The organism is Chryseobacterium sp. GW821-FHT04C04, assembly GCF_059420365.1.
Window position 1 is genome coordinate 144229 of the sequence record NZ_JBWKTO010000006.1, and the last position, 26405, is coordinate 170633.

Here is a 26405-nt window from a genome sequence, read left to right on the forward strand (position 1 = left end):
TTATGAGCGACTCTATAATTTTAGGTATTGAATCGTCCTGTGACGACACCTCAGCAGCTATCATCAAGGGAAATTCTATTCTTTCAAACATTGCCGCGAATCAGGCCATCCACAAAGAATATGGAGGTGTTGTTCCTGAATTAGCTTCACGGGCCCATCAGCAAAATATTATCCCCGTTGTTGAAAAATCTTTTTCTAAAGCAAATATACAACAAAATGCTATCTCTGCTATAGGATTTACACGTGGACCTGGACTTTTAGGATCTCTTCTTGTAGGAACATCATTTGCTAAGTCTTTGGCTATGAGCCTTAATGTTCCATTGATTGAAGTAAATCACCTTCAGGCACACATTTTAGCCCATTTCATCGAAGATGCAAATCCTGTGCCGCCTACCTTTCCTTTCTTATGTCTTACCGTAAGCGGAGGACATACCATGATTGTATTGGTAAAAGACTATTTTGACATGGAAATCATCGGGAAAACCATTGATGATGCCGCCGGAGAAGCTTTTGATAAAATCGGAAAGATTTTTGACCTCGACTACCCTGCCGGACCTATCATTGACAGACTCTCTAAAGAAGGAAATCCTGATGCTTTTACGTTCAATAAACCAAAGCTTGAAAACTACGATTATTCTTTCAGCGGAATTAAAACTTCAGTATTGTATTTCATTCAGAAAGAAGTCAGAAAAAATCCGGATTTCATCAAAGAAAACTTAAATGATCTATGTGCTTCTGTACAAAGGACTATTATCGAAATTCTGATGAATAAACTTGAAAAAGCAGCCAAAGATCTCAATGTGAACCAAGTTGCTATTGCAGGGGGTGTTTCTGCCAATTCTGCGCTAAGAAAAGCCATGGAAGATAACAAAGAAAAACTAGGCTGGGATATCTACATTCCCAAATTCGAATATACTACAGATAATGCTGCAATGATCGCCATGGTAGCGAAACTGAAATTCGAGAGAGGAGAGTTTACCGATTTGAGAACTTCAGCAACAGCAAAATATGATTTATGAAAATACTCTTAGAAGAAAAGGTACTGGGAACACAGTCTAAAAAAAATTCAAAATATTACTGGGTATTAGAAACCATTACAGGAAAAAATGATAGCCCGGAAAATTCTTTAGATTATTTTCCATCAAATTCTGAAAAAGGATACATTCAGGATATAAAAGAAGAAATTTTAAAATCAATCAATTCTGAACATCTTTTTAGTTTTCCTTACACTCCAAAAGAAGGAGATTATTTGTCTATTAAAAATAATCTGAGAAAGCAGGAATACTTAAATCTTATTTTTATTAATAATAATTGGATTGAAGAAATATTCATGTGCTCTTACCGGGACTGCGATACAGACATCTATACAACCATCAAAACAGGAGTTGCATTTTTAACCCAGGATATATGAAATTATTTTACGGAGAAATAGCAGATCAAAAAGTGATCATCAACGATGAAGAGCAGCTGCATATCATAAAAGTTCTTCGGATGAAAGATGGTGAAGGTATTCATGTAACAGATGGAAAAGGAAAGCTGGCTGCCGGAAAACTTTTTATAGAAGGTAAAAAAGCAGGTATTGAAGTTTCTGAGATCAAAGAAAACCTGCCGGAATTCAATCCAAAGCTTCATATTGCTATTGCTCCAACCAAAAATATTGACAGAATTGAGTTTTTCGTGGAAAAAGCTGTGGAGATGGGCATTTCTGAGATCAGTATTATCATCACTGAAAAAACGGAACGTAAAAATATCAATATTGATAAGATCAGGAAACAGGCTATTGCTGCATCAAAACAAAGTTTGAGATTTCATTTTCCTGTCATCAATGATGCTGTAAAGCTGTCAGACTTCCTAAAAAATATTGATCCGGATTATACTTTTGTGGCGCACTGTCATGAGAATCTGGAAAGAATTGACCTTAAAAATATTCCTCAACTGGAACAGCTTACTTTTTTAATAGGGCCTGAAGGTGATTTTTCTGAAAAGGAAATTGCATTTCTGGCAGAAAATAATGTAAAAGCAGTATCACTCGGAAATCAAAGACTGAGAACAGAAACTGCCGGAGTTTTTGTAGCAGCATGGAATTATTATAATATGATATAGATATTAAATCAAAAAATAGTTTTCTGAGCTATTGACGACAATAATAAAGGAGGCTACTAACCTCCTTTTTTTATTTATTTCCAATCAATATTATTTTCTCTCAGATATTTTTCAAAAATCTGCTGTCCACTTCTGATGGAATTGACCGTCCAAAGGATTTTCATTCTCAAAAGTTTTTCTTCATCCAATTTATACTCAATACCAGATTTTATAAGCTTTTGTTTCAATTCATACATACAGATGGAAGCTGCCACTGACACATTAAAACTTCTCGTAAATCCATACATCGGAATTGCCAGCGTTTCATCTGCAAAATCCAGAATTTCCTGAGATACACCTTCCATTTCGGTTCCGAAAACCAAAGCAATGGGTTCTGTGATCTCATATTCGGGCAGCATTTTAGCATTATTTTCCAAAGAAACCACTACTATTTTGTATCCTCTGTCTTTAATATTCTGAAAGGATTCCATATTTCGGGGAAGCTTTTCAACCTCAACCCAGGTATCTGCCCCTTTTGTGACCCGGAGATTGGGCTCAAAGCTGTATTCTTCCTGCAAAGCCACTACTTTATGAAAACCACAAGCTTCCACAGAACGTACAATGGCTGCGGCATTTCTAAACTGATAGACATCTTCTACAACCGGAAGTACAAAATCTGAACTTTCCTGGGAGAAATGTTCAATTTTCGCCAGTCTTTCTTCTGTTAAAAACTGTTTTAAATATTCAAAAGTAGGTGCTAAATCATTCATCTGCATTTAATTATTTTTTTCAATAGCCTAATGTAATACCTACGATTATTATCCTATTATCATAAAATTTTACCGTAAGCGTTTCATTCATTTTCAAATCTTTGCAAATTAACGTAATTTTGGGCTATGAACCCTAATCGGGCTCCAATTCTTAATTAAAAATAGTACATGAAGCGAAAAGTCCTGCTCATCTATACCGGTGGAACCATCGGGATGGAAAAAGATTATGAAACCGGAAGTCTCCGTGCCTTTGATTTTGGTAATATATTTGAAAAGATGCCTGAAATGAGACTCATGGAATGTGAAGTCTTTGTTCATCCTTTCGAAACACCGCTTGATTCTTCGGATATGGGGCCTGAAGAATGGAGAGTTATCGCCAACTATATTCATAAAAATTATGATGACTACGACGGTTTCCTGATTCTTCACGGAACAGATACCATGTCTTATACAGCATCAGCATTAAGTTTTATGCTAAAAGGATTAAGAAAACCTGTGATTATGACCGGATCTCAGCTTCCCATTGGTGACCTGAGAACGGATGCCAAAGAAAATCTTCTGACCAGTCTTTATTATGCCAGCCTTTATGAAAATGATGAAGCAGTCATTCAGGAAGTTGCCATTTACTTTGAGTATAAATTATTAAGAGGAAATAGAACTTTGAAATATTCTGCTGAATATTTTGACGCCTATGCAAGTCCGAATTATCCTATATTAGGACAGTCCGGAGTGCATTTGAATATTATCAAAGACAGCTTATTCCGTTGTGATCCTAAAGTAGAATTTCATGTGGATGAACATATTTCAGAAGATATTTTATTCTGGAGAATCTTTCCGGGTATGCATCTGAGCCATTTCAAAGAGATCCCAAAAATGAAGGTTCTTATTCTTCAGGTTTTTGGCTCCGGAACGATTTTCAGCAGTGCAAAAACACAGGAAACACTTCAGGAAATCAGAAACAACGGAACTGAAATTGTAGTGGTAAGCCAATGTATTTCAGGAGGTATCTCATTCGGAAAATATGAAAACAGCAATATTTTCTCCAGAATCGGTGCCATCAGCGGAAGAGACATGACTGCAGAGACAGCGATCACTAAAGCAATGCACCTTATTGATAATCCAAGCTACTCCGGAAGCTTTGCCGATAATTTCACCAGAAGCCTTTGTGGAGAAATTACAGATTAAATTGCAAGAATAATTTGGATATTAAAGAAAATAGACTATTTTTGCAATCTCAAAAAGAGAGGTGTCCGAGTGGTTGAAGGAGCTACCCTGGAAAGGTAGTATGCGGGTAACTGTATCGAGGGTTCGAATCCCTTCCTCTCTGCAAAGAAAACTAAAGCCTGTGCTAACATTAGCACAGGCTTATTTTTTGGATAAAACTCTTTACTTTTTTATCATTTTTTGATGGAAGATTTCTACCCATTTACAAAAGGGTGATATCGCTCCTCTTCTTTAATACGTATTTATACCCAACTTGATAATTGGTCATTTGTACTATAAAATATCTCTTTTGTTCTTTGTTACTTTGGAATATAAAACAACCACAAAAACCAACTTAACATGACATCTACAAGTGTAAACGCAAATTCCTCAGGCAATGTGCAACTTGGAAACGGAGCACAGTTCTGGGTATATCTTTCTCCTCAAAACGAAACATCCAAGATGATTTCTACATGGAGAGTTACATTCTCACAGGGAAACTGGAGTGATTCCATTTCAAGTGAAAATCCTACCAAGCAAATTCACACCCCTAATCTTTCAGGGATCTTTGATATTAAGGTAGAATTATTAAGTGCATCTACCGGTACATGGCGTCAGATTCCGCCTCAGGCCGGAAGCTATAATGAAATAGGCTGCAACTCCAATTGCGCCTCTATGGTGGGGATCGTTGCTGATAGCACAAAACCTCCTATTGGAGCGATCAATGCTCATTTTTGGACCACATGGGATGCCATGTGTAAAACAGGAAAAAACTAAACTAAAAATCACAGTCCACAGTTCCATAAATCAGAATTGCCACAGTATTAAATATTGTGGCAATTTGATGTGAAATAACAAAATTTTCCATATCCCATTTTTCACTACATTAGCCTATTAAAATATGATTTGATCAATATGTATAAACTACGGACAGTATTCCCTTTACTGTTATTTTTAGCTGTTTTTCTATTTCCCCAACTTACAAAAGCCAGTGCTTACTGGATGGAAATTCATGGATCGGGAAAATTAAAAGATCCTGTAAAAATTCAGGTCTGCTATGGCTTTATTAATGATCTTAGTGAGCGACATCGTACTACCGGACCGGAATTTCATGAGATTAAGAATTTCAAATTCTATATTCTTAACATCAAAGGAGAAAAATCAAAGCTTGAATTACAAATGATGGGAGATCATTGGGAAGGAACTTTCACTCCTGATAAAGAGGGAAGCTACCGGATTTTAGGAATGAACGATCAGCTGCCTGTACTGCTGCGTTCTAAAAATCCTCAGGAAAATGTACGTCCCATTGATTTTATGTGTGGTGATTACCATGTTGGACAGCATTCAAATATGGCATCCCCTACCCAGTTTATGGATATTATTCTTCAGGAAAAAAATGGTGTTTACACCGTTTCTCCATATCGAAATATGAAACCCGTAGAAAAGGGAACTCCAATCAGAATATTCAACCCTGAAAACTGGGAAAAGAATATTTCAATTGATGAAAATAATCAAGCGGTTTTTAAACCTACTCTTCCGGGATTGTACGTAATCAGGCAAGACTGGCAAGACAATACTCCAGGAACATTTCAGGGAAATACCTATGGAAAAATACGGTATCGCAATAATTATTGCCTTTGGATCAACTGACCCTATCTTAATTATAAAAAATAAAAATCCCAGACTTACATCTGGGATTTTCCAATTATTGTATATTCTATTTAAAACTTTAAAGAAACGCTTCCAAGAAAACGCGATGGAGCCTGAGGGGTCAAACGTACAGACCACGCTTTTTCATTGGTAATATTATCGAATTTCAGTCCTACTCTATATTTTGGCTGATCATAGAATATCCCCAAATCAAACATTTTATAGGATGGAATAATTACTTTGGCTGTTTGTGTATTGGTCTGATAGGAAGATGACCCCATATTTCCACCACCCCCTATTCCAAGGCCTTTTAATTTACCTTCAGAAATCCTGTAGCTGATCCAAAAATTGTACATATTGGCAGGTCCTGATAATGCAGGTCTTAAACCATTAACGGAAGGATTGGCATTCGTATATTTACTGTCGTTATAAGCATATCCAGCTACAATATTCAATCCATCAAACGGATTGGCAGTAATTTCAGCTTCTATTCCTTTGCTTAGCTGTGTCCCATCCTGTATTGAATAGTTGATATCATCAGGATTGGTTCTTAAAATATTATCTACACGGATGTTATAATAGCTTAATGTTCCTACCAATCTGTGGTTGAAAATATCTGCTTTCACTCCAAATTCCAACTGATTGGCATATTCCGGTCTGAATGTATTTCCATTAATATCTACTCCGCTTACATTATTAAAACCATTCATATAATTTCCAAATAAGGAAAGTTTATTCTTTAATACTTCGTAAACAATTCCCATCTTAGGTGAAAGAGCCGTCTGTCCATAAGGTCCCGATTGAGTTCCACTATTGCTCAGCCCCCCTTTGATCTCCCCTGTGGTGATATCATATACTCCTTTAAACTGAAACCGATCTACCCTCAAACTGGCCATCACCGTAAGCTGGTCGGTGATATTGAATACATCCGATACATACGCAGCATAGGTATTATCACTATTATTTTCTTTTCTGAAAGCAGACGTTGCGGTAAGGGCATCAATTATATTTTGATTGACTCTAAAATCTGCTGAAGGATGAACAAAGTTGAATACCTTGGTATTGGTATGATAACGGTCAAAATGATTGGAATTGTTATAATAATCTAATCCTACAACCATTCTGTTTCTAAAACGTCCGATATGGAAATCTCCAATAAAATTCTGTTGGATATTGGTTGCAATAAACGAAGTTGTACCCACCATCACCTGAGCACTTGCCGTAGAGTCTGTTTTCCCGTTAATCGCAGAAATATACCCATTGATTGTAGATCTTGCTCGGGATAATATAGTCTGTGAGGTCCAGTTTTCAGAAACTTTATAATTCAATTGAGCAAAGATGTTCATCATCTGTGTTTCATACGCCAGATCATCACCCAGGAATTTTTTATAGTAGGGAAACTTCATATCCGCAATAGACTGAGTTTTATTGCTTCCTGTATAAGGATTAAAACGAACAACGGATGTTCCCTTTGCCTGGTTGAATTCCACATCCAGAAGAAGCGACATACGATCATTTATCTGATAAGAAAAACTTGGAGCAATGGCTAAAGAATTGGTAAATCCGAGGTCCTGAAAACTCTTTTCAAACGTTCCTGCAGCGTTAAGACGGAAAAGAGCTGTTCTGTCTTTGTTTACGGGGGTATTCACATCCACTGTCAATCGGTTATAACTCCAGCTTCCTCCTACATAGCCTACTTCGCCACCAAATTTATTATAAGGTTTTTTCGTTACTCTATTGTATACACCTCCATAGCTGCTGGCTACACTTTTTCCAAACAAGGTAGCCGACGGCCCTTTAATAGCTTCTATACGTTCAAGATTTACAGGATCAATTACTGAAAATGCAGCTCCCGCTACACCGTTTCGTGCGTTGGGTTCTGTTTCGAATCCTCTTGAACGAAATGTTACTCTTCCCTGATTGGCAATCATAGGAACTCCGGCTCCCGGTACATTTTTGGAAATACTTCCAAGATCTACAGCCACCTGTTCTTGAAATAATTCTTTGGTAACCGTGTTGTAGACTTGTGGATTTTCTAAATTTTTCAACGGCAGTCTTGCTACAAATCCGCTTTCCTTTTTGGAAAACCTATTTGTATTTTTCATTATGACAACCTCCTGTATTGCCTGAATATTTTCTTTTGTCAGCTGATAGTCAAGCTTTGTATCTTCACCCGCTTTCACTTCAACAGAAAGGCGGACTTCTTTGCTTCCAAGAATCTGTAATTTTAAGGTATATGTTCCCGCGTTAAGGTTTGCAAAATGATAATTCCCATCATCATCTGTCAGGGTCTGGCGGTCTGTTTCCAACAATGAAACTGATATTGCTCTCAGAGGCTGCCCATCTACCATATTCACCTTTCCTGTTATGCCTCCCTGTAAATCCTGAGCATACAGAGTTGTAAAACTAAGCAAAGAGAATAAGAAGATTAGAACTCGTTTAAGCGATTGTATTTTGTGATGGATTGCAATATCATTCCGTGTGGTAATTCCAGAATGAGTCATATGCCCCAATGAGAGCACACATTCATTAGATTGTATCATTTTTCAGCCTTATTTAAAATAATTATAAATAAAAGTGCAAAATAAAGAAATAGCAAATTCTCCCACAATATTAATTTGAACTATTCTAAATAAATTTTAAATCCTAATTGAGCTTGTGCCTAAGTAAATGCCTTGAGACAGTGAGTAGATCAAGTAGTAAGAGGGGTTCTTACTTTAACTTATTTATAGGAGAATTACTTTCATGTAAGTTGTTAATAAGTTATCCACATATTATCCACAATTTATTTCATTCCTAATTCTATCCTAAATCAGGTCTTTATTTTGTCTTGTTTTTAAACAGCATTAAAAGATTTTGAATAAACATTCTATGAACAAAGCTTCTAAATTTGGGACGATAAAGTATTCTTTCTGCGTATCAATGATATTTTTATCCATTCTATGGTTTCGCAGTCATTTTAAATCAATTATAAAACAGTTATCTATACTATTGAGCATGAAGAAAATTTTTGCAGGGTTATTTTTATTGGGATGCATAGGAACTTGCATCAAGGCACAGATCAGCGCCCCAGGATTGGGAGATGCCCACAATGCATTCTGGGGTGCTTCCGGAGTGAAGCAACAGTTGGATTCTTTAGGTAAGAAACAGGCTTTAAGCTATGTTGCCATCGGAAGAAAAAGCAGTCCGGATAACCATAATTTATTTTCAAAGCAAGCTATCATTGTTTTAAATCACGAGGTTTATCATTCCTTTGCTCCTCACCAACAATACAGCTATGCGATCAGCTACCGCAGGCAGCCTCAGTATGAAAGTACGGCTCCTTATGAGAAAGAAAATACAGAACAGGAATTCAGGATATACGGAAGATATGCCTATACTTTTGACCTTGGCCAACAATGGAAACTGAAAAATACGGTGCGTCAGGAATTCAGGAAGTTTTTTGATGCAGACTTTCATAAGGTAGAGGAAGACTTTCAACTGCGAACCCGTATCAAAAGTCAATTAACTTACAATTTATCCCCTAAAAACAACCAAAAGCTAGCATTGAGTGCTGAAGCTCTGTTTTCTATAAGTCATCTCAATGAACCGAATTCTGAGTGGGGATCATTCGGATACCGTGAAATGCGTATTGCGGCTTATTATATGTTTACAATCCCCAATTCGCCTTTTACAGTAGATGTAGGATACATGGATGACCTGATCAGAGGCAGCCAAAGTATTCATCATGGAGGGGTACATTATCTGGCGGCTGATGTGATATGGAATATCCCTTATAGGAAAAGATAAACAATCGAAGTAACTTAAAAATCTAAGGTCTTATACGAAAATGTATGAGACTTTTTATTTATTTAAATCACGCCAAGTTCTGTCGCATCGGGCATTTATTTTTGCTGTAGATCAAAACAAAGAATCTTGCAAGAGTTTGTAACATCTACAATTAAAATAACAACACCAAAAACAAAGAACAATGATTTACACTAATGATTTTTTCGCAGCAGGAAGCACTTACCCCAACGATAATTTAGTACAGCTGGTGGATAGTTTTACTAACGAAAATGTAAATTTTAAAAAAGTCACTTTATGGCATGATGGAACGGCGATGAATCCTTCCAAAGCTGATGGCATTATTTACAGACAAAAAGGTAACGACTATTATGTTGATGTAGACTGGCTGGCCAACCGTACCGTATATGTAAAAAGATTCGGGGCAGTAGGTGATGGAATTACAAATGATGCGCCTGCTATCAGAAAAATGATTTCATTTCTTCCTCAGAGAGACTTTATTGTAGTATTTGAAAATGCAAAATATATGCAGGGAGATGGAAGTTTTACGGATCGCTACCCATTAAAACAAGATTGTAAAACAGGAATTTGGATATATTCAGGAGACCAAAATATAGGACCTGAACTCTTCTTCAGTTTTACAGATAAATCTGATTTTACGATATATGGTAATGGGGCTCTAATCAAAGCTCATCCAGATAATCCGCCCATTATTAACATGCGTGGTTTTGAATTTATCCGATGTAAGAATTTTAAAGTAGAAAACCTTAATTATGATGGTTCTAAAAACGATAGAAAGCCGGATGGCGCAGATCCTAATGTGTATAATAATCAGTCTGGCTTTAAGGTTAGTTCTTCCAAAAAATATGAACTGACAGACTGCAGATCTGATAATTGCTGTATGGATGGATTTTTTATTTCTTCAGATGAGCTTTTTGCTGATGTAAAAACCAATAACTGGAATGAAGACGGAATATTAAGAAACTGCCATGCAGATAATAACTACAGACAAGGATGTTCAATAGTAAACAGTAAAAGATTTAAAGTAATTGGTGGATCATATACCAATACAGGAAAAACCTATGGAACATCACCAAAAATGGGAATTGATGCGGAAGAAGGTACTACTTCTGATTTTGGAAGAGGAAATACTGATGCTGTTTTTGATGGTGTTTTATTTGAAAATAATGAAAATGCAGGATTAGCTCTTCATTTTGGTACCCATGATGCAAATGTCACCAATTGTGTTTTTAAAAATAACCCTCTATTTGTTGCTCCGGATGAAGACGCTTTAAGCTGTAATAATACTATTTTCAATAATAATTTTTATGATTCTCATGCAGAGTTAAGAGGTGGTGGAGAGCATTTCTATGGCAATCGCTTTTATTTATCTCCACAAAATTCTTTTCATATGGACATAGTTTGTAAATATCCACATTTTAAAAATAAAAAATGTCGAGAAACTCTGGTTTATGACAATTATATTCAAAGAGAAGCCGGAAGCGGACCTATCGGACAAGTAGCAGGATCATTAACTATAGGAGAATACAAGGATGGAGTAAAAGTATTCAATAATACATTCATTAATCTCGCATCTAAAGACAATTTCCTATTCATATATGGTCCGCAAGACAGAACATTGGAATTTTATAACAATACATTCCATAATACTACCGAATTTATTGCTAATTCACCTATCACTAATCTTATTTACACCAATATTGAAAGCTTTTTCAAAAATGCTTACAACAATAAAATTGAGATTCCCGGGATATCCCCAATGGTTTCTACCATTAAAAAGGCTCAGGCAGGTAAACTGGTGAGAAGCTTTCACCTGACAGACCTGCCTAAGAATAAATTTGTAGATGTTACCTTTGACAGTATTCCGTCTTCCTTCGAAGCCAGAGATCTTTACCTTAAAGTAACGACTAAAGGATACTGGTATAATATAGATTCTACACAAATTAAAGAAGAAATTATATCTCTTTTGGATGTAAAACCTATCAGCTACACCGGTACTTTGGATGATTTTAAAAGACTTCCCGTCTCTACAGGACTTTATGTCAAAAATAATAAAGTAACCCTGACCTTTGCACAGAGCAACACAGACGCAGCAGGAAACAATTTATGGGCATTGGATATTGTCATTGAAGTATTAGGAAACTATACTGATGATTTTCCTGTAAATATCTCCAGTGCTTATGACACCAATAGCCAACCTTTGATCCTCAATTTACCAATGGTTAAATCAATTAACCAGACAGATTCATCAGCCTCTGATGTAGCTACTCTTCGTAATGATTTCAATAGTTTATTATTAAAATTAAAAAATGCAGGAGTAATGCAAGACTGATAAAATCCATTCTGCTTATTTAGGTTGTCTCAATCATGAGGCAACCTTTTTCATTATAATATATAAAGATCATTCCCTATTATCCAACTGAAAAATCCCAATCAGTGATGATTGGGATTTGTTTGAAAAACATAAGTTTTTCCGCAATATAATTAAGTATGAATGTTTGGTGTAAAATCTTAATTGCACAACGTCAGAAACTGGCGGCTCATCTGTACTTTAAATTTCGCCTCTGACCTCGAACTGGCATAAATAGTGTGTTTAAAAGCATGCACATTTTTCAGCTTCTGATCTATAAATTCAGCAATCTGCACAATGGAGAAGAGAAAATCCCTATATACCGCCATATTAACCGTCTGTCCATAGTATGGAAGATAAGCCTTTAAAAAGGGAATTGCCTTCTGATGCCTATTGTAGCTGATACAAAATCCCACTCCTTCTACCGATGTGATGACAGCATAGTTATTGATATAGTCCAGAATATTTTTACTGCTATCCAGGCCATTGGCATTTTTTGAACAAAACTTGTTGATTTTATCGAGAATATGCTGGGCATATTCCATCATTGAAATATTTTTAAATTCAAATACATGATGGATGCCATTGGCTGGCGAGGTTCCGTTTTCACAATCAATACAGAAAGAGATTCCGATTTTCTCATGGTAAGGAAAAAAGCAGTCTTTCACTTCTATGGAAGCATCCTGCTTTAACCTGTCTTCTGCAAAATTGTAATAGACGTAAGGGCTGTAAAGTTCAGCCAGCGCTTTCAGATAATCTGTTTCGCTGGTATTATGATATTCTTCAAACCATTTTTCAAGGTTATCGTAATAATTACTTTCAAAGTCGTTAAAGTTTAAGTAAAATGGCAATTCCATAGCTCTGTAATTTTGATATGACAAAGCTATACTCGTAATGCGACAAAACTTGACGCAATATATTTTTTGTAAAAAAGATTTGAAAGATTATTAAGCCAAGGATGAATCATTATTAACGCTAATGTTCGCAAGGCTTGTTAGGTAACGTTTTATATTTTGTTCGCAAAGGCACTTTGTTCAGCCAGGATCTTAGTTTATACATTGCTGAGTGCAACGCCTTTGCGACCGGACTTAAAAACAATAAAATATCTTAGCGAGCTTCGCGTTAAAATAAAAACTCATAAGCAAAACAAACTGACTCATTTATTTATCATAGTTTTTCATGATGTACTCGAAGTAGTGAATCATTTTCAGGTAGTTTTCAATGCTGAGATATTCATTGGTACTGTGAATGCTCTGCTGTTCTGCACTGTTGATCTTGATGGGCATAAATCGATATACGTTTTTGCTCACAATCTCATATTTACCGGCATCCGTTCCAGCCATAGTAAGGTATGGAGTGACAATCGCTCCGGGATGAATTTCCTTCACTCCGGCTTCAATTAATTTAAAGGCTTTTGTATGGGTTGGAGAAATTGCGGAAGCTTCTCTTGTATTGTCAATTTCTTCTACCTCAACATCAAAACCTTCTGTGGCCTTGGCAATATGATCTCTTACATCTTTCACCGAATTGCCGGGAAGGAGTCTGAAATTAACGACAAATTCCACTTCAGGAGAAAGTACATTGGTACCATCACTTCCTTTCATCATGGTGAGTGCTGTTGTCGTTCTTACCAGTGCATTGGTCGTATTATTTTTGGTAAGCTGGGAAATCAATACAGGTTTTAACAGCCATTGATTCGCCAGTGCCATTCTTGTCGTGAAGGGCATTTCACCTCCAATATTATTAAAAAACTCTTTAATGAGTGGAGTGATTACAGGTTTCATCTGATGATCTTCCAGGCGCTGCATAATAACGGCTGCTTTTCCAATAGCGCTTTCCATAGGAGGCATAGAAGAATGCCCGCCCAGTCCTTTGACTTTTATTTTTGCGGAAAGAAATCCTTTTTCAGCACATCCCACAACAGCAACATCTGTATCTATTCCCGCTACATTTCCTTTTCGCATAATCAATCCTCCTTCGTCATAAACGGCATCGAACTTCAGTCCTTTTTTCTTAAAGTAATCGGCAATCTGAATTGCTCCTTTTTGTCCGCCCACTTCTTCATCAAAACCAAAAGCCAGATAAATATCACGCTGCGGAATCTGTTTGTTTTTGATCATAGAATTCATAGATTCCATTAACGAAAAAAGCATTCCTTTCATGTCTATCGCTCCTCTTCCATAGATCCTTCCATTGGCAACCGCTCCTGAAAAAGGGGCATATTCCCAGTCTTCTGATACTTTTGCAACAGGATCCAGCGGCTTATCATCCGGACGGAATATGTTTTCTTCATTATTTTTGATATCGGCATCTCCCGGAGGAACAACATCCATATGGGAAAGGAATAGAATAGGTTCCAAAGACGGATTGCTTCCTTTAAGTCTGAACACCAATCCATATTGGTTCACTTCAACATTTTCTGTATTCTGATATACTAAAGGATAAGATGTTTTTAAATAGGTTTTGAACTGATCAAACGGTGCATAATTGAATTCACCCAAACTTCCGGTAGAAACAGTAGGAATTTTTATGCCGCCTGAAAACCTCATTACGGCAGAATCATTTTTTACAGGTTTCCACCCCTCACCTGCTCCTATATTATTTTTCTTAAATGGATAGGTGTAGGTTTTGATCAATACTACAGCAGCCAGAATAATAACGATTCCCAAAAGGAGTAAAAGAACTTTTTTCATAGCGGTTACGTTTTTGTGAAGTGGTTTGATCCTATAAATATAGCAAAGTATTTGGTCTTTAACAATTCAATTTGAACTTTCAAGGGTAAAACACTTTAAGAATTCACAACGGATAAAACTATATGAACTTGTCCCCATGATGAAAATAAGATCGTCATTAGGACAAAAAATAGTATGAAGAATATTCTGCACATCATTTCCAGCGCGAGAGGAAATCTATCCTACAGTAAAGGTCTCAGTTCGGCTATCGTTGACAAACTTTTGCAACAAAACAAGAATCATCAAGTCACTGTACGGCATCTGGTGAAGGACTCACCACCATATCTGGATGAAGAGTCAATCTATGAGTTTTATAAACATCCTGGATTATACGATGAAAAAAGCAAACTGCTTCTTTCGTATGCCAATACGATTGTGGATGAAGTACGTGAGGCTGACATTATTGTCATTGGAACTCCTATGTTTAATCTGGGAATCTCAACCCCTTTGAAAGCATGGCTGGATCAGCTGATCCGGGCGGGAGTTACGTATGTTTTTGATGAACAGTGGAATCGTGTGGGGCAGTTTAAAGATAAAAAAGTGTATTTCGCTGTTGCTTCAGGCGGGAGAAGTACCGAAGGTGCTCCGGATTATATTTCTGCTTACCTCAAAGATGTTTTCAGAAGTTATACCGGAATTACGGATGTTGAAACGTATCGTGTGGAAGGGACTATGGAAAATGGTTTTAAAGCGGATTATGAAAATATTCTGAAAGACTTTTGATCATAGATACTACTTTTTTTTAATTTTATTTTTAACGCAAAGTTTTTAATTGTGAATATTGAATAGAAGGAAGCAAAGATGGAATCAACAAGTTGATTGGATGAAGCTTTGAAATTAAAAGAATAACTTTTTTTAACGCAAAGGCGCAAAGGCTTTTAATTCTAATATGTTTTTTAAGGCGCAAGAAAATCAAAGATTTCCAGCAAGGAAACGATGATAGAATTCTCGTGCCTTAAAAAACTTTTATTGTCATATCTATCTTGGTGGTTTATCCTCCATACAATGAACGATATTTTATTCTTCTAATTCAGGATTTCGTTCATTTGGGTTAAAATGATTGGTTTTCCGTCGGTCACTACAATGGTATGTTCGTGTTGAGCCATATACCCTCCTTTGTTTCCTACCATGGTCCAGCCATCTTTTAATTCTACAGCAATATTGGAATCGGTAGAAATAAAAGTTTCAATAGCCACAACAGAGTTTTTCTTAAAACGTCTGGAATCATAACGGTTTCTGTAGTTCAGCAATTCATCAGGCTGTTCATGTAAGCTTCTGCCTACTCCATGCCCGGCAAGGTTCTTAATGACTTTAAGACCTCTTTTCTTCGCCTCTGTTTCCATTAAATGTCCTATGTCCGCGATTTTCACTCCGCCTTTTATGTTGCTGATCGCTTTTCTCAAAATATCTTTTGATGCTTCCACCAGTTGCTGATGTCCGTGGATATCTTTTCCAATGACAAAAGAACCTCCATTATCCGCCCAATATCCATCCAGCTCTGCAGAAACATCAATATTGATCAGATCGCCTTCTTTCAAAATCCTCTGATCTGTCGGAATACCGTGGCAGAATTCATTATCTACGCTGATACACGTCCAGCCCGGGAACCCATACGTCAGATAAGGAGCAGATTTTGCCCCGAAATCTTCCAGAATTTTAGCGCCATACTCATCAAGATCTTTTGTGGTCATACCCGGTTCAGCATAATCCATCATTTTCTTCAAAGTATAGGCAACGGCTTCACTTACTTTTTGCATTCCGATCATTTGATCTTCGTTGGTGATTGACATATTTGTTTGATTATTGTTGATTGTTACAAAGTTAGGAAATTAAAATATGCAGACACATACCGTTTTAAATCCTATTGAACAAGTAATAAAAACTTCATGAAGAAAAAATCGCGTTGTATGAACGTATGCTGAAAGGAAAGGATGAAATGATGAGCAGACTGGAAAAGTTGCTTGAAAAATAACAGACAAAAGAATAAAAACCACTGCTGATACAGTGGTTTTTCGTTTTATTTTTGGACACGAGCGAGACGCTCACGCCAGCGGTTTTTTTTATTCTATAATCTTTTTATAACAATTCTCCCCATCATGGTAGCCAAAGCAAAGTACAATATTCTTATCTTTTTTCTCAAAAAAAGTAGTATAGGTCATATCAGTATCATTCACATCTTCTGGAAAGGCAATTAAATCTTTATCAAAATTTAAATAAAAATCATTAAACTCTATTGTGTTACCTTCTAATTTGTATTTCGAATTGTAATTCAACAATTTCTTCCCTTTTATATTGTAAATTACTCTATTATAAACCCCATCCTTGTTAATCGTTAAAGTGTCGTATGTATTCTTGTATGATATGGGTGAATATTTTCCATATATATCTTCATTACTAATATTTTGGCAAGAAAATAAAAAAGGTAATAAAATTAAACTTATACTTTTTTTCATATTTATTAAATTTAAGTTGTTCGATTTAAAATCTAGGTCTTGTTAGTATGGTGGTGTTATAGCTTGTTTAAAAACGTTCTTTAAGGTTGGGTTAATTACTTTTTTTTGAATTTCGGAGTTGCTTTCAGTCCATATATAAGTCTGATATGTATTTCCAAAGCTTTTTAACTTTCCTTCGGTTCTTTCAAAATTATTTACTGGTAATCTATAAAACAATGACTCTTGTGACTTAGAATCAGTCATTAAAAAAAGTGTTTCATCTCCTAATTTATACCAAGACACATTTGATCTTCCCCACATTTGCTCATTCCAATCAAAATTTGCTGTGATGGGGTTAGCTTGAAGATAATCCATTTTAACAACTCCTTTTGAATCTTTTGAATTTAGTGCTTTCTGTCTTGCTAAAGAAGAATATGGAGACGATGGCTTATCTAGAGAAGCAAAAGGTCCATCATTAGAATCATTAAAATCACTAAATAGACTGCGAGCAGGTCCACTTCCTCCAAAATATTCAATTGCTATAGTTCCCCATCCTACATCTTTTCCTCTATGCGTATAACCTCTAATAATAGATTCTCCGTCTTTAATAATATTTGAAGCTCCAGTTTGTCGACTAACTACTTTAGTGTCTCCATTTCTTTGATGGTAAAAATCTATTTTATTTCCACCTAAATTACTAATCATCTTGCCATTCTTATCATACTCATTATACAATCCCGTAAATACATTTCCTCCCGAAGATTCACTACTTGTAGACATCGTTGCTACATAAGCTTTAAAAGCTTCTTGTGCTGCCTCTCCAGAATAACTTACTGCAAAATTTCCATCTGGATCGATAACCATTCCAGGGCTATTTAATGCATAATTATAAGGGCTATGACGACGCATTTTCTCCGCTAATGGATCTATCACTCCCCATCTCCCAATATCCGACATATACATTCTCGCTCCATAATCATACATTCCCGTTTCCTGCAGCTCCTTTCCGTTGTACTTATACTGATAAGCATTTTGTTTTGTAGTTGTATAATCATGCAGCATCCCAAAAGGGTAATAGCTATTGACTTCTACAATCTCTCCAGGTTTCCAGTCATCTATACAAAACCATTTTGTGCAGCTTGAAGCATTATATCTTCTGGGCTGGATTATCCCGTCTCCGCTTATATCGGTATAACTTAATCTTACATTTCCTAAATGGTCTGTAAAATTGTAAACATATCTATTCAGCAAAGCATCATAATATCCTTCTGAAGTAGGGATAATTCTTAATTTCAATTCCGGAACTTCATTAGGATCAGGTTAGTAAGTCCCTTGTCCATCCCATGATTCTATTCCAAATGTGCTTTTATAATGAAATCCATCCAAATAATGGGTTTCTAAATTTTTAAAGAGCTTCTTTATCTTTACTCCATCTGCCCTATAGGTATATTGGGTGATATTGGAGGTTTAGGTAAATTTATATAATTATATTGAATGTAGAAATATGATTGTTTGAACATATTTATAAAATAATACCACTGCTCTAGCAGTGGTATTATTTTACTTGTGGACACGAGCAGCACTCACGTCAACGATTAGACTTAATAAAATATTTACCTAGACATAATATCTAGATTTCCAATACAATCCATAAATTTTTTTTGATTTTCTTTTTTTAGGAAAGGGATATCTTCTACACCATCTTTAATATCATTATAATTTATCTTGATAGCTCCATAATTATTGATTTTCTTACCAGTAATGTAATAAATTTTAGTAAAAACCATTGGTTGGGGTGTATACGCATCGATTGCCAAACATTTTTTCAATGCATCTACTTTGTTTTCTATGGCTAGTTTATATCTATAATATTCATTAAAATTGTTATTTTTGAAGTCTTCCATTGAAATTCTTTTTGCATAAAATATAAAATTACCATTCTTAACTTTTGTGTAAGAAAGACTATCAATTTTTAATTTATATGGACTGGTTGTTATCTCACAAATATCTTTATTATCAATAATAATAATAATAATAATAATCCCATTATAAAATCCCTTTTCATCATGAAAACCATCTTCAATATAAATATGTGAATATTTTTTTTCTGAATTTATATTACAAGATTCTGCTCCTAACAATCTAAATTTTGTTAAGGCATCTTTCATTCCCTCATTTTCTTTATGGTTTAAATAAGAATTACTAAAAGGAACATTATCATTATTTAGTAAATTTTGATTTCCTTCTTTTAATGAGACTTTACTTTGTGATAAACAGCTAGTAAATAATATTAAGTATAATAATAAAATATAATTTTTCATTAGTGATAATTTGTATTAATTTGATCTATTTTTAAATCTTTGATAATGAAAATATGCAGCTGCACCATAATAATTATATCTATTTTGTAATATATTATTGTTTACCCTAAGCACATTTTTAATACTATCAACACTTGGAATGGGGGCTATTTGACTTCTATTTGAATCATAGTATACACTACCTCCAGCACTATCAATTAATCTACTACCTTCACCAGGAAATGATTTTCCAGTTCCATCTATAATTGTTTTATAATGTGTTCTAAGTGGAAGACCTGTTTCCGCTCGTACAATGTTCTCAACATGTGTACCATAAATTTCAGCGGTTGTATTTCCAAACCTTTCATCTGGTACAGCTCTTTGCCCTAAAGCAAAATATCCATAAACATGACCCATTTCATGTGCAATAATTGTGTATAAAGGTGAATATTCAGCATTCCTACCTAATGTTGTCCATAATCCTTGCCCTGGTGTTATGTTTAACTCAACGATATTACTAATACCATGTTTTATTTGTGACTCTCCAGTTGTATAATTAAAATGTATATCTCTTACTCTTCCATCGCTACTTTGCCCTTGATCAAAGTATCTTATCATTTCATTTCCTATTGATGTTTGATTATATAAATAACTTAATCCTGATACAGTTTGTAAAACATAATCTGATAAAGCTGTAGATGCATCTATCGTACTCCATTTCCCATTTACTTGATGTTGAGTTGCTCCATTATGAAACCTGTATTGCGTTCCATCTTGATCATTAATGTATATCCACTCTCCATTAATATCAATAAATTTAATTGGATTCCCTGCTACATAGCTATATGGAGATAAAGAATTATAATTCTCACTATAGTTATCTATCACTCCCCATCTCCCAATATCCGACATATACATTCTCGCACCATAATCATACATACCCGTCTCTTGCAGCTCCTTCCCATTGTACTTATACTGATAAGCATTCTGTTTTGTAGCTGTATAATCATGCAATAATCCAAATGGATAATAGCTGTTGACTTCTACAATCTCTCCCGGTTTCCAGTCATCTATACAAAACCATTTTGTGCAGCTTGAAGCATTATATCTTCTGGGCTGGATTATCCCGTCTCCATTGTTAATGGTATAACTTAATCTTAAATTTACAAGATGCCCCTTATACAGGTATTATATAATAGTTTTTCTACTTAAATAATTAAACCATAGCAATGCTATGGTTTAATTATTTAAGAACATGATTTACAAATCATTACTCCAAACTTTTGCAGTTATTTTCCATAAAGTAGTGAATCTTTTTATCATTAGTAATTAACTTATTATTTTTGAAATATAAGATATAACCATTAATAAGACTTTGATTGCCTTTTGGTAACATTTTTATATCATAATTTATGGATTGTAAATATTTGTCAAAAAAATTTATATTTTTCTTATTAACAATTTTATCATCAATCTCATAAATTATTAACATTCCTTTATATTTATATGTTTTATATGTCTGGATTTTTTTTTCATCATAGTAAATCAAATCTTTTTTACTAACTGTAAATAACAATTGATTTTTACAATCTACGATTAAATTTATCTGAATAAATTTAAAATTCCCTTCATCCTCTTTCCATTTATCGAGATAAGTATATAAAGATTTTTGTCCCTTATCTTGGGCATTTGAATAATTAAAAGTAAAAAGTAAAAATAAAATAATTAATATTTTAATTTTTTTTGTATTTCCCCTCATAAGCTTTAATTATTTTAGAACTATTATAGATTATTGTTGTATCATATTCAACAGCATAAACAAAATTGACTGCTTTACTGGTACTTTCAGCAGATACCCTATCTCCTTCATTCGTTTTTCCAATTGAAGTAAACGTATATCCATTTGCTTTAGTTGGGAACTTTGACATTATAAAACCACTTGGATTCAAAGCTCCTGAAAATGGAGTACCTTCATTGAAGTTTAACAGTCCGGGATGTAAATGACCATGCAATTTAACATTATCTCCATCATAAACAGGAGACACAGATGTTGGTTTTCCAGATGTATATACTACAGTTTTATCTTTACCTCCTATATCTGCTGTTTGTATTCCAAATTCTACATTAACATCTCCAGCTTTCATCCAATCAGCAACCTGATAAAAGTAGTCGGATCCTTTTTGTTCATTTTGACCAAAATCAAGATACTTACTTCCATCTTGTAAGTATTGGTGAAGATTATTTTTTATATAGCCTTTTTCTCCCACATCAAAACCTCCATCATTTTTTTCTTTTAATTTTCTATATTTTCCTAGGCCTTCAAAATTTTTGGATGTATATACAACATCTCTATCAGATGGTGCTATATTACTTAATTTTCCATTTTCATCCATCTCATATATATCTTCTAATCTTCCATCTGGATCAATAAAACGAATTGGATTATTGTATGCATATCTATAAGGAGACCAAGCTCTATTTACCTCTGCTAGCGGATCTACAACACCCCACCTTGCTATATCCGGCATATACAATCTCGCTCCATAATCATACATTCCCGTTTCCTGCAGCTCCTTTCCGTTATACTTATACTGATAAGCATTTTGTTTTGTAGTTGTATAGTCATGCAGCATCCCAAAAGGGTAATAGCTATTGACTTCTACAATCTCTCCAGGTTTTCAGTCATCTATACAAAACCATTTTGTGCAGCTTGAAGCATTATATCTTCTGGGCTGGATTATTCCATCTCGACTGATATTGGTATAAATTAATCTTACATTTTCTAAATGGTCTGTATGTTTGTAAATATAGTATTATTTCCAAAGTTAATGTAGTTTTTATTGGTTGTAATAAGTTACAAATATTCTAATATTAAACATAAAAAACCACTGCTCGCGCAGTGGTTTTTTATGTTATTTGTGGACAGAAGTGAGACGTTCGCGCCAGCGGAGGTCTAAAATTTAATAACATTTTAATCCATGTAATTTTTTGAAAATTTTAAATTTTGTTTTTCTAAAATACTCTTTATAACCTTTGCTTTTTCTTCTGGAAAAATTTCAATAATGTTATTTTTGGAATCAAAAATAATATTCCAGTAATCAGTATTATAAGAAAACGGAATTTTGGCCAAATTAAAATTTTCATACTCAACTTCCATATTTTTAAACACCTTATGTAGTATATCTTTTCTATTTAATGATTCATCAATAATCATTTTATAACCTTGGATGGTATATACTTTAGAATAATTAAAATTTATTAATAGTTGAGGATTTATAAAATAAAAGCTTAGACTTAGATTATTACTCCTACCTTGGACAATTTCATTTGCCCCAACTACTAATATGTTTTTTTTATTATCAATTAAAGTTTTTTCATTTTTATATTTTACAAAACATTCAATTATTGGCACCACATTAACACTTTCACCTATAAAATCTTGACTTTTACAAGATATTGCCAATAAAAAAAAACAAAAAAAACTCATTAAATGTAATTTATTCATATTTATTTTATTATTTATTTTTTCCAACATATATTGCATTATTATTATCATATCTTATATATCCACTACCTGGCTTTGGCCATTTCCAACTACTATAAAGGTGTAAGCTCTTATATATGGCATCACCATGAGTAGCCATTTTTACATCTCCACTATCTCCAGCTATTCTATAAAATGTAGGTATATTACCTTTAAAGCGACCGGCATTAAAGCCACTTGGAGCAATATTCCCACCTAAAGGATGTGAATGATCATAATCAATACCTGATGCTTGGCTTACAATATGAAATTTATCACCACCTAAATTCAAATTTGGAACTACGAAGTAGGCACTTACACTTTCATTTTCTGAATGGTTGGTTCCAATTATATTTGAAGAAAAACCATCTGAAAAAGAAAATCGATCTCTAGTAAATTCTTTTTTACTATTTTCTGCTGCAAATTCAAAAAATGATTTTGCAGCACCATCATTTCTTATTTGTAAATATGTGTATTCACTTCCTCCAGGTATTCCATCATGTCCCGGTGTCTCAAGAGGTATTGTTTTAGCCTCTCCTATTTGGGAATCACCTCTTGGATTATTTTCAGAGATATTTGTACGAGCAATCCTTATTGACTTAGATTCATCTTCATTTGTAATAGTATCAAAAGGATTGTCATCAACAGTACGTTCTATTTCTCCGTTATTCTTAATTTTAATAATATCCTGATTAGATCTTCCATCTGGGTCAATAAATCTCATTGGGTTATTAAATGCATAAGTATAAGTAGACCAACGACGTGAAGTTTCCGCTAACGGATCCACAACTCCCCATCTCCCAATATCCGACATATACATTCTCGCACCATAGTCATACATACCCGTCTCTTGCAGCTCCTTCCCATTGTACTTATACTGATAAGCATTCTGTTTTGTAGCTGTATAGTCATGCAGCATCCCAAAAGGGTAATAGCTATTGACTTCTACAATCTCTCCCGGTTTCCAGTCATCTATACAAAACCATTTTGTGCAGCTTGAAGCATTATATCTTCTGGGCTGGATTATCCCGTCTCCGCTTATATCGGTATAGCTTAATCTCACATTTCCTAAATGGTCTGTAAAGTTGTAGACATACCTATTCAGCAAAGCATCATAATACCCTTCTGAAGTAGGAATAATTCTTAATTTTAATTCCGGAACTTCATTAGGATCGGGCTGATAAATCCCTTGTCCATCCCATGATTCTATTCCAAATGTACTTTTATATTGAAATCCATCCAAATAATGGGTTTCTAAATTTTTAAAGAGCTTCTTCACTTTTGCTCCATCTGCCCGATAGGTATATTGGGTGATATTGGAGTTTTGGGTAATCTGTTTAGGTAAATTTAAATAATTATATTGGATTGATGAAATCCCTTTATCAGGCTGGCTGATCATATTTCCGTTTCCATCTCCGGTATCATTATCATACCCTATCATATTGGGCGTTGAGGAGTAGGGATACCCCGAAGGATTCTGCTGCTGATCGGTAACTTTCACCAACTTGTTTCCTACATAATCATACTTTAGATTATCGATCATCAAAGTGGTATTAGCTCCCGGAAGTAGTCCTTGAGTTCTCACCAGATTCAGAATATTTCCATTTACATCATAAGCCAGAAGCTCATTGTACTCTTTAGCATAGGGATTCGTATCATTTTGATAAAAGCCTGCCGTGAGCCTATTTAAAGCATCATAAGCATATCCATATCTTTTTAAAGGTTCGTTATCTTCAGTAAGGGTTTTCCAGGATACTTCAGCAATATTTCCGTTGTATTTTGGTTTTACCTTTTGATTCGGGTAGTCTGCGTTGGGAACTTCAAGTCCCTCTACTTTATTATAATTCATCTTATACCCAAACAAATCACTTCCTAAGTTGGCAGGATCATTGATCTGAGTCATCCAGCCACGGATATTATACTTATAATCTATCTGCTGAAGTGGAGAAGCCGCTGTAATACCTCCTACCTTTTTAGATTCTAACTGGGAAAGTTCATTGTACTTATTCTGAGCAAGGATCTCTACTGGATTACTGTCAATCTGGTGCTTATGAACTAAAAGTCTGTTTTGATTATCATAGTCAAAAGTCTCTGTGATGGTTCTTTCTGTATCGCTATCTAACCGCTTATGTCTGGTAATGGTTTGTTTGGGTAAACCTGCAAAATCCAGTTTGGATTCTGTATGGGTAAATCCTCCCAGATGATTGATAGAATGGCTTCCAATCACTCTTCCTTTTTGATCATAGTAGGTATAATTTTTCGTCCAGTTATCGTCTTCAATATTCTTTACAAAGCTCACAACAGGAAAGCCTTTTGTGCTTCTGCCATCAGCAGTAGGACTTTCTGTCAACACAGGCTCTCCCTGAATGTTTGTTGGAACAGGAGGATTAAAGCTATATTGCTGGGGATAGGTATCATAATAATTAACAGACAGAATGTTTTCAGGGATAAAATAGACAGCGGTATAATAAATATTTATTCCATTTCTGAAGAATCCTGTAGAATGGCGCGCATCATAAATAACCAAATCCTTAATTTGATTTTGCAACGTACTCCGGCTGTCATTAGAACTGAATGTTCCTGTATATGCCACCCTTCCCAACTCATCATATTTGGTCATCAGCCACTTTCCTGATCCTCTCATATAAGCATCCTGAGTAAGCATCAATCTGTCGGCTTTATCATACACCATATATTCCCAGCCCTTACCTGGCAGCTTTTTTTCCACCAAGCGGCCTTTTCCATCATAGCGGTACTGATAACATAAATTATCAAGCAAATCATCTGTAATAGCCTGATGAACGGCTTTGGGAGGAATGACAAATGCCAGCTGGTCATATTCATTATAAACATAATAAGTATCTATATGCTCCATAGGACTCATTACTTTTCTCACCAATACAACCTGACCTTTTCCATTTTTAAATTCTATGGTTTCATTTCCATCTTCATCTTTTACTGAATTTTTATAAAGCTGGTTAGGTGCATAGACAGTGGCAGATGATAAACCGGGTTTACTTTTTGCAACACCATTCTCCCATATATTGGGGGTAGTAACAAACTGGTATACTTCGCCCAATCCGTTAGCATCATATTCAAATTTAACAGGTTTATTACTCCAATCAGTACCTACCTGAATCTGCTGCTGAATTCTGTCTAAAGGGGAATTTTCCAAAATCTTCTCAGAATAGATTTTCTCTGTACCATAAGGCGTACTGTTTATATTACTTAAGGGATCTGGAGTAAATGCTCCGTTTAGAGTTCCACCCTGAGGAACAGGAAGGTAATTCAGAACCTGTCTCCCGAACTGGTCATATTTAATAGGGGTAACAACATCTCTTCCTAATGGTGATGCCTTTACATTGACTATTTGTTTTGGTCTTCCCAAGCCATCAAAATACTGAACCGTTTCTGAAGATTTTGTAGCCGAAGTTCCGTTATAATCCAGATATGTTTTGGTTTGAATATAGTTTTCTGTATTGGGAAGCTGTGAAAGCTGGGCGTATGTTATGTTAGATAGAAGCAATACTCCTATTGGTATTATTATTTTTTTCAT

Annotated in this window: 22 protein-coding genes, 1 tRNA gene and 1 pseudogene; 11 read left to right on the top strand and 13 right to left on the bottom strand. The window is 34.9% G+C overall.

Going from position 1 to position 26405, the window contains the following annotated elements:
* Positions 1 to 2 precede the first annotated feature (2 nt).
* The 3 genes from tsaD to AC07UM_RS20190 are packed head-to-tail and all read left to right on the top strand — an operon-like array spanning position 3 to position 2103.
* Complete coding sequence (tsaD, locus tag AC07UM_RS20180; RefSeq protein WP_494684379.1) at positions 3 to 1019, top strand: tRNA (adenosine(37)-N6)-threonylcarbamoyltransferase complex transferase subunit TsaD; 1017 nt, start codon at positions 3 to 5, stop codon at positions 1017 to 1019.
* A complete protein-coding gene (locus AC07UM_RS20185; protein WP_494684380.1) occupies positions 1016 to 1411 on the top strand; it encodes a hypothetical protein in 396 nt (131 codons plus the stop codon). Before tsaD ends, AC07UM_RS20185 begins: the two co-directional genes overlap by 4 nt.
* Entirely contained in the window at positions 1408 to 2103 is a 696-nt protein-coding gene (locus AC07UM_RS20190; RefSeq protein ID WP_494684381.1) for an RsmE family RNA methyltransferase, read from the top strand. Before AC07UM_RS20185 ends, AC07UM_RS20190 begins: the two co-directional genes overlap by 4 nt.
* A 74-nt stretch (positions 2104 to 2177) precedes the next feature.
* Here the strand turns inward: AC07UM_RS20190 and AC07UM_RS20195 are convergent, their stop codons facing one another.
* On the bottom strand, positions 2178 to 2852 hold the full coding sequence (locus tag AC07UM_RS20195) for a TrmH family RNA methyltransferase (protein WP_494684382.1): 675 nt from the start codon (positions 2850 to 2852) through the stop codon (positions 2178 to 2180).
* A 168-nt stretch (positions 2853 to 3020) separates the two neighbouring features.
* Between AC07UM_RS20195 and AC07UM_RS20200 the strand changes: the two genes are divergently transcribed.
* From AC07UM_RS20200 to AC07UM_RS20215, 4 genes are all read left to right on the top strand, one after another.
* Positions 3021 to 4037 (top strand): asparaginase, encoded by a 1017-nt coding sequence (locus AC07UM_RS20200; RefSeq protein ID WP_494684383.1) that lies wholly within the window; start codon positions 3021 to 3023, stop codon positions 4035 to 4037.
* Between the two features lie 55 nt (positions 4038 to 4092).
* A tRNA-Ser gene (locus tag AC07UM_RS20205) sits at positions 4093 to 4179 on the top strand.
* A gap of 236 nt (positions 4180 to 4415) precedes the next feature.
* The gene (locus tag AC07UM_RS20210) at positions 4416 to 4832 is read left to right on the top strand and encodes a hypothetical protein (RefSeq protein WP_103231625.1); all 417 of its coding nucleotides are present in this window, start codon (positions 4416 to 4418) and stop codon (positions 4830 to 4832) included.
* 138 nt (positions 4833 to 4970) lie between these two features.
* Positions 4971 to 5705: a hypothetical protein gene (locus AC07UM_RS20215; RefSeq protein WP_494684384.1), complete on the top strand. Its 735-nt coding sequence runs from the start codon at positions 4971 to 4973 to the stop codon at positions 5703 to 5705.
* 71 nt (positions 5706 to 5776) lie between these two features.
* Here AC07UM_RS20215 and AC07UM_RS20220 read toward each other — a convergent pair whose 3' ends face one another.
* Positions 5777 to 8248: a TonB-dependent receptor domain-containing protein gene (locus tag AC07UM_RS20220; protein WP_494684385.1), complete on the bottom strand. Its 2472-nt coding sequence runs from the start codon at positions 8246 to 8248 to the stop codon at positions 5777 to 5779.
* A 454-nt stretch (positions 8249 to 8702) separates the two neighbouring features.
* Here AC07UM_RS20220 and AC07UM_RS20225 point away from each other — a divergent pair, with 454 nt between their 5' ends.
* Both AC07UM_RS20225 and AC07UM_RS20230 read left to right on the top strand, forming a co-directional pair.
* Positions 8703 to 9494 carry a hypothetical protein gene (locus AC07UM_RS20225; RefSeq protein ID WP_494684386.1) on the top strand — a complete coding sequence of 264 codons (792 nt, stop codon included), beginning with the start codon at positions 8703 to 8705 and terminating at the stop codon, positions 9492 to 9494.
* Between the two features lie 181 nt (positions 9495 to 9675).
* Entirely contained in the window at positions 9676 to 11844 is a 2169-nt protein-coding gene (locus AC07UM_RS20230) for a right-handed parallel beta-helix repeat-containing protein (protein WP_494684387.1), read from the top strand.
* 179 nt (positions 11845 to 12023) lie between these two features.
* Here AC07UM_RS20230 and AC07UM_RS20235 read toward each other — a convergent pair whose 3' ends face one another.
* Together AC07UM_RS20235 and AC07UM_RS20240 are read right to left on the bottom strand one after the other, a co-directional pair.
* Positions 12024 to 12719, bottom strand: coding sequence for a hypothetical protein (locus AC07UM_RS20235; protein ID WP_494684388.1), 696 nt, complete (start codon positions 12717 to 12719; stop codon positions 12024 to 12026).
* 303 nt (positions 12720 to 13022) lie between these two features.
* Entirely contained in the window at positions 13023 to 14555 is a 1533-nt protein-coding gene (locus tag AC07UM_RS20240) for a M20/M25/M40 family metallo-hydrolase (RefSeq protein ID WP_494684389.1), read from the bottom strand.
* Positions 14556 to 14729: 174 nt separating this feature from the next.
* On the opposite strand from AC07UM_RS20240, the gene AC07UM_RS20245 reads away from it, so the two are divergent.
* On the top strand, positions 14730 to 15317 hold the full coding sequence (locus AC07UM_RS20245) for an FMN-dependent NADH-azoreductase (protein ID WP_494684390.1): 588 nt from the start codon (positions 14730 to 14732) through the stop codon (positions 15315 to 15317).
* A 302-nt stretch (positions 15318 to 15619) separates the two neighbouring features.
* Here AC07UM_RS20245 and map read toward each other — a convergent pair whose 3' ends face one another.
* Positions 15620 to 16384 carry a type I methionyl aminopeptidase gene (map, locus tag AC07UM_RS20250; RefSeq protein WP_236851371.1) on the bottom strand — a complete coding sequence of 255 codons (765 nt, stop codon included), beginning with the start codon at positions 16382 to 16384 and terminating at the stop codon, positions 15620 to 15622.
* A gap of 89 nt (positions 16385 to 16473) precedes the next feature.
* Between map and AC07UM_RS20255 the strand changes: the two are divergent.
* Positions 16474 to 16566, top strand: a pseudogene (locus AC07UM_RS20255) (XRE family transcriptional regulator); the annotation flags it as partial.
* Positions 16567 to 16654: 88 nt separating this feature from the next.
* Here AC07UM_RS20255 and AC07UM_RS20260 read toward each other — a convergent pair.
* The 8 genes from AC07UM_RS20260 to AC07UM_RS20295 form a co-directional block, all read right to left on the bottom strand.
* Positions 16655 to 17047 (bottom strand): hypothetical protein, encoded by a 393-nt coding sequence (locus AC07UM_RS20260; protein WP_103231633.1) that lies wholly within the window; start codon positions 17045 to 17047, stop codon positions 16655 to 16657.
* A gap of 42 nt (positions 17048 to 17089) precedes the next feature.
* The gene (locus tag AC07UM_RS20265) at positions 17090 to 18322 is read right to left on the bottom strand and encodes an RHS repeat domain-containing protein (protein ID WP_494684391.1); all 1233 of its coding nucleotides are present in this window, start codon (positions 18320 to 18322) and stop codon (positions 17090 to 17092) included.
* 317 nt (positions 18323 to 18639) lie between these two features.
* Positions 18640 to 19347, bottom strand: a complete 708-nt coding sequence (locus AC07UM_RS20270) for a hypothetical protein (protein WP_494684392.1) — start codon at positions 19345 to 19347, stop codon at positions 18640 to 18642.
* A 15-nt stretch (positions 19348 to 19362) separates the two neighbouring features.
* Complete coding sequence (locus tag AC07UM_RS20275; protein WP_494684593.1) at positions 19363 to 20511, bottom strand: RHS repeat-associated core domain-containing protein; 1149 nt, start codon at positions 20509 to 20511, stop codon at positions 19363 to 19365.
* Positions 20512 to 20596: 85 nt separating this feature from the next.
* Positions 20597 to 21085: a hypothetical protein gene (locus tag AC07UM_RS20280; RefSeq protein ID WP_494684393.1), complete on the bottom strand. Its 489-nt coding sequence runs from the start codon at positions 21083 to 21085 to the stop codon at positions 20597 to 20599.
* A complete protein-coding gene (locus tag AC07UM_RS20285) occupies positions 21060 to 21959 on the bottom strand; it encodes an RHS repeat-associated core domain-containing protein (RefSeq protein ID WP_494684394.1) in 900 nt (299 codons plus the stop codon). Before AC07UM_RS20285 ends, AC07UM_RS20280 begins: the two co-directional genes overlap by 26 nt.
* 338 nt (positions 21960 to 22297) lie before the next feature.
* A complete protein-coding gene (locus AC07UM_RS20290) occupies positions 22298 to 22861 on the bottom strand; it encodes a hypothetical protein (RefSeq protein WP_494684395.1) in 564 nt (187 codons plus the stop codon).
* On the bottom strand, positions 22842 to 26405 hold the full coding sequence (locus AC07UM_RS20295) for a DUF6443 domain-containing protein (protein WP_494684396.1): 3564 nt from the start codon (positions 26403 to 26405) through the stop codon (positions 22842 to 22844). The genes AC07UM_RS20290 and AC07UM_RS20295 overlap by 20 nt, the downstream gene beginning before the upstream one ends.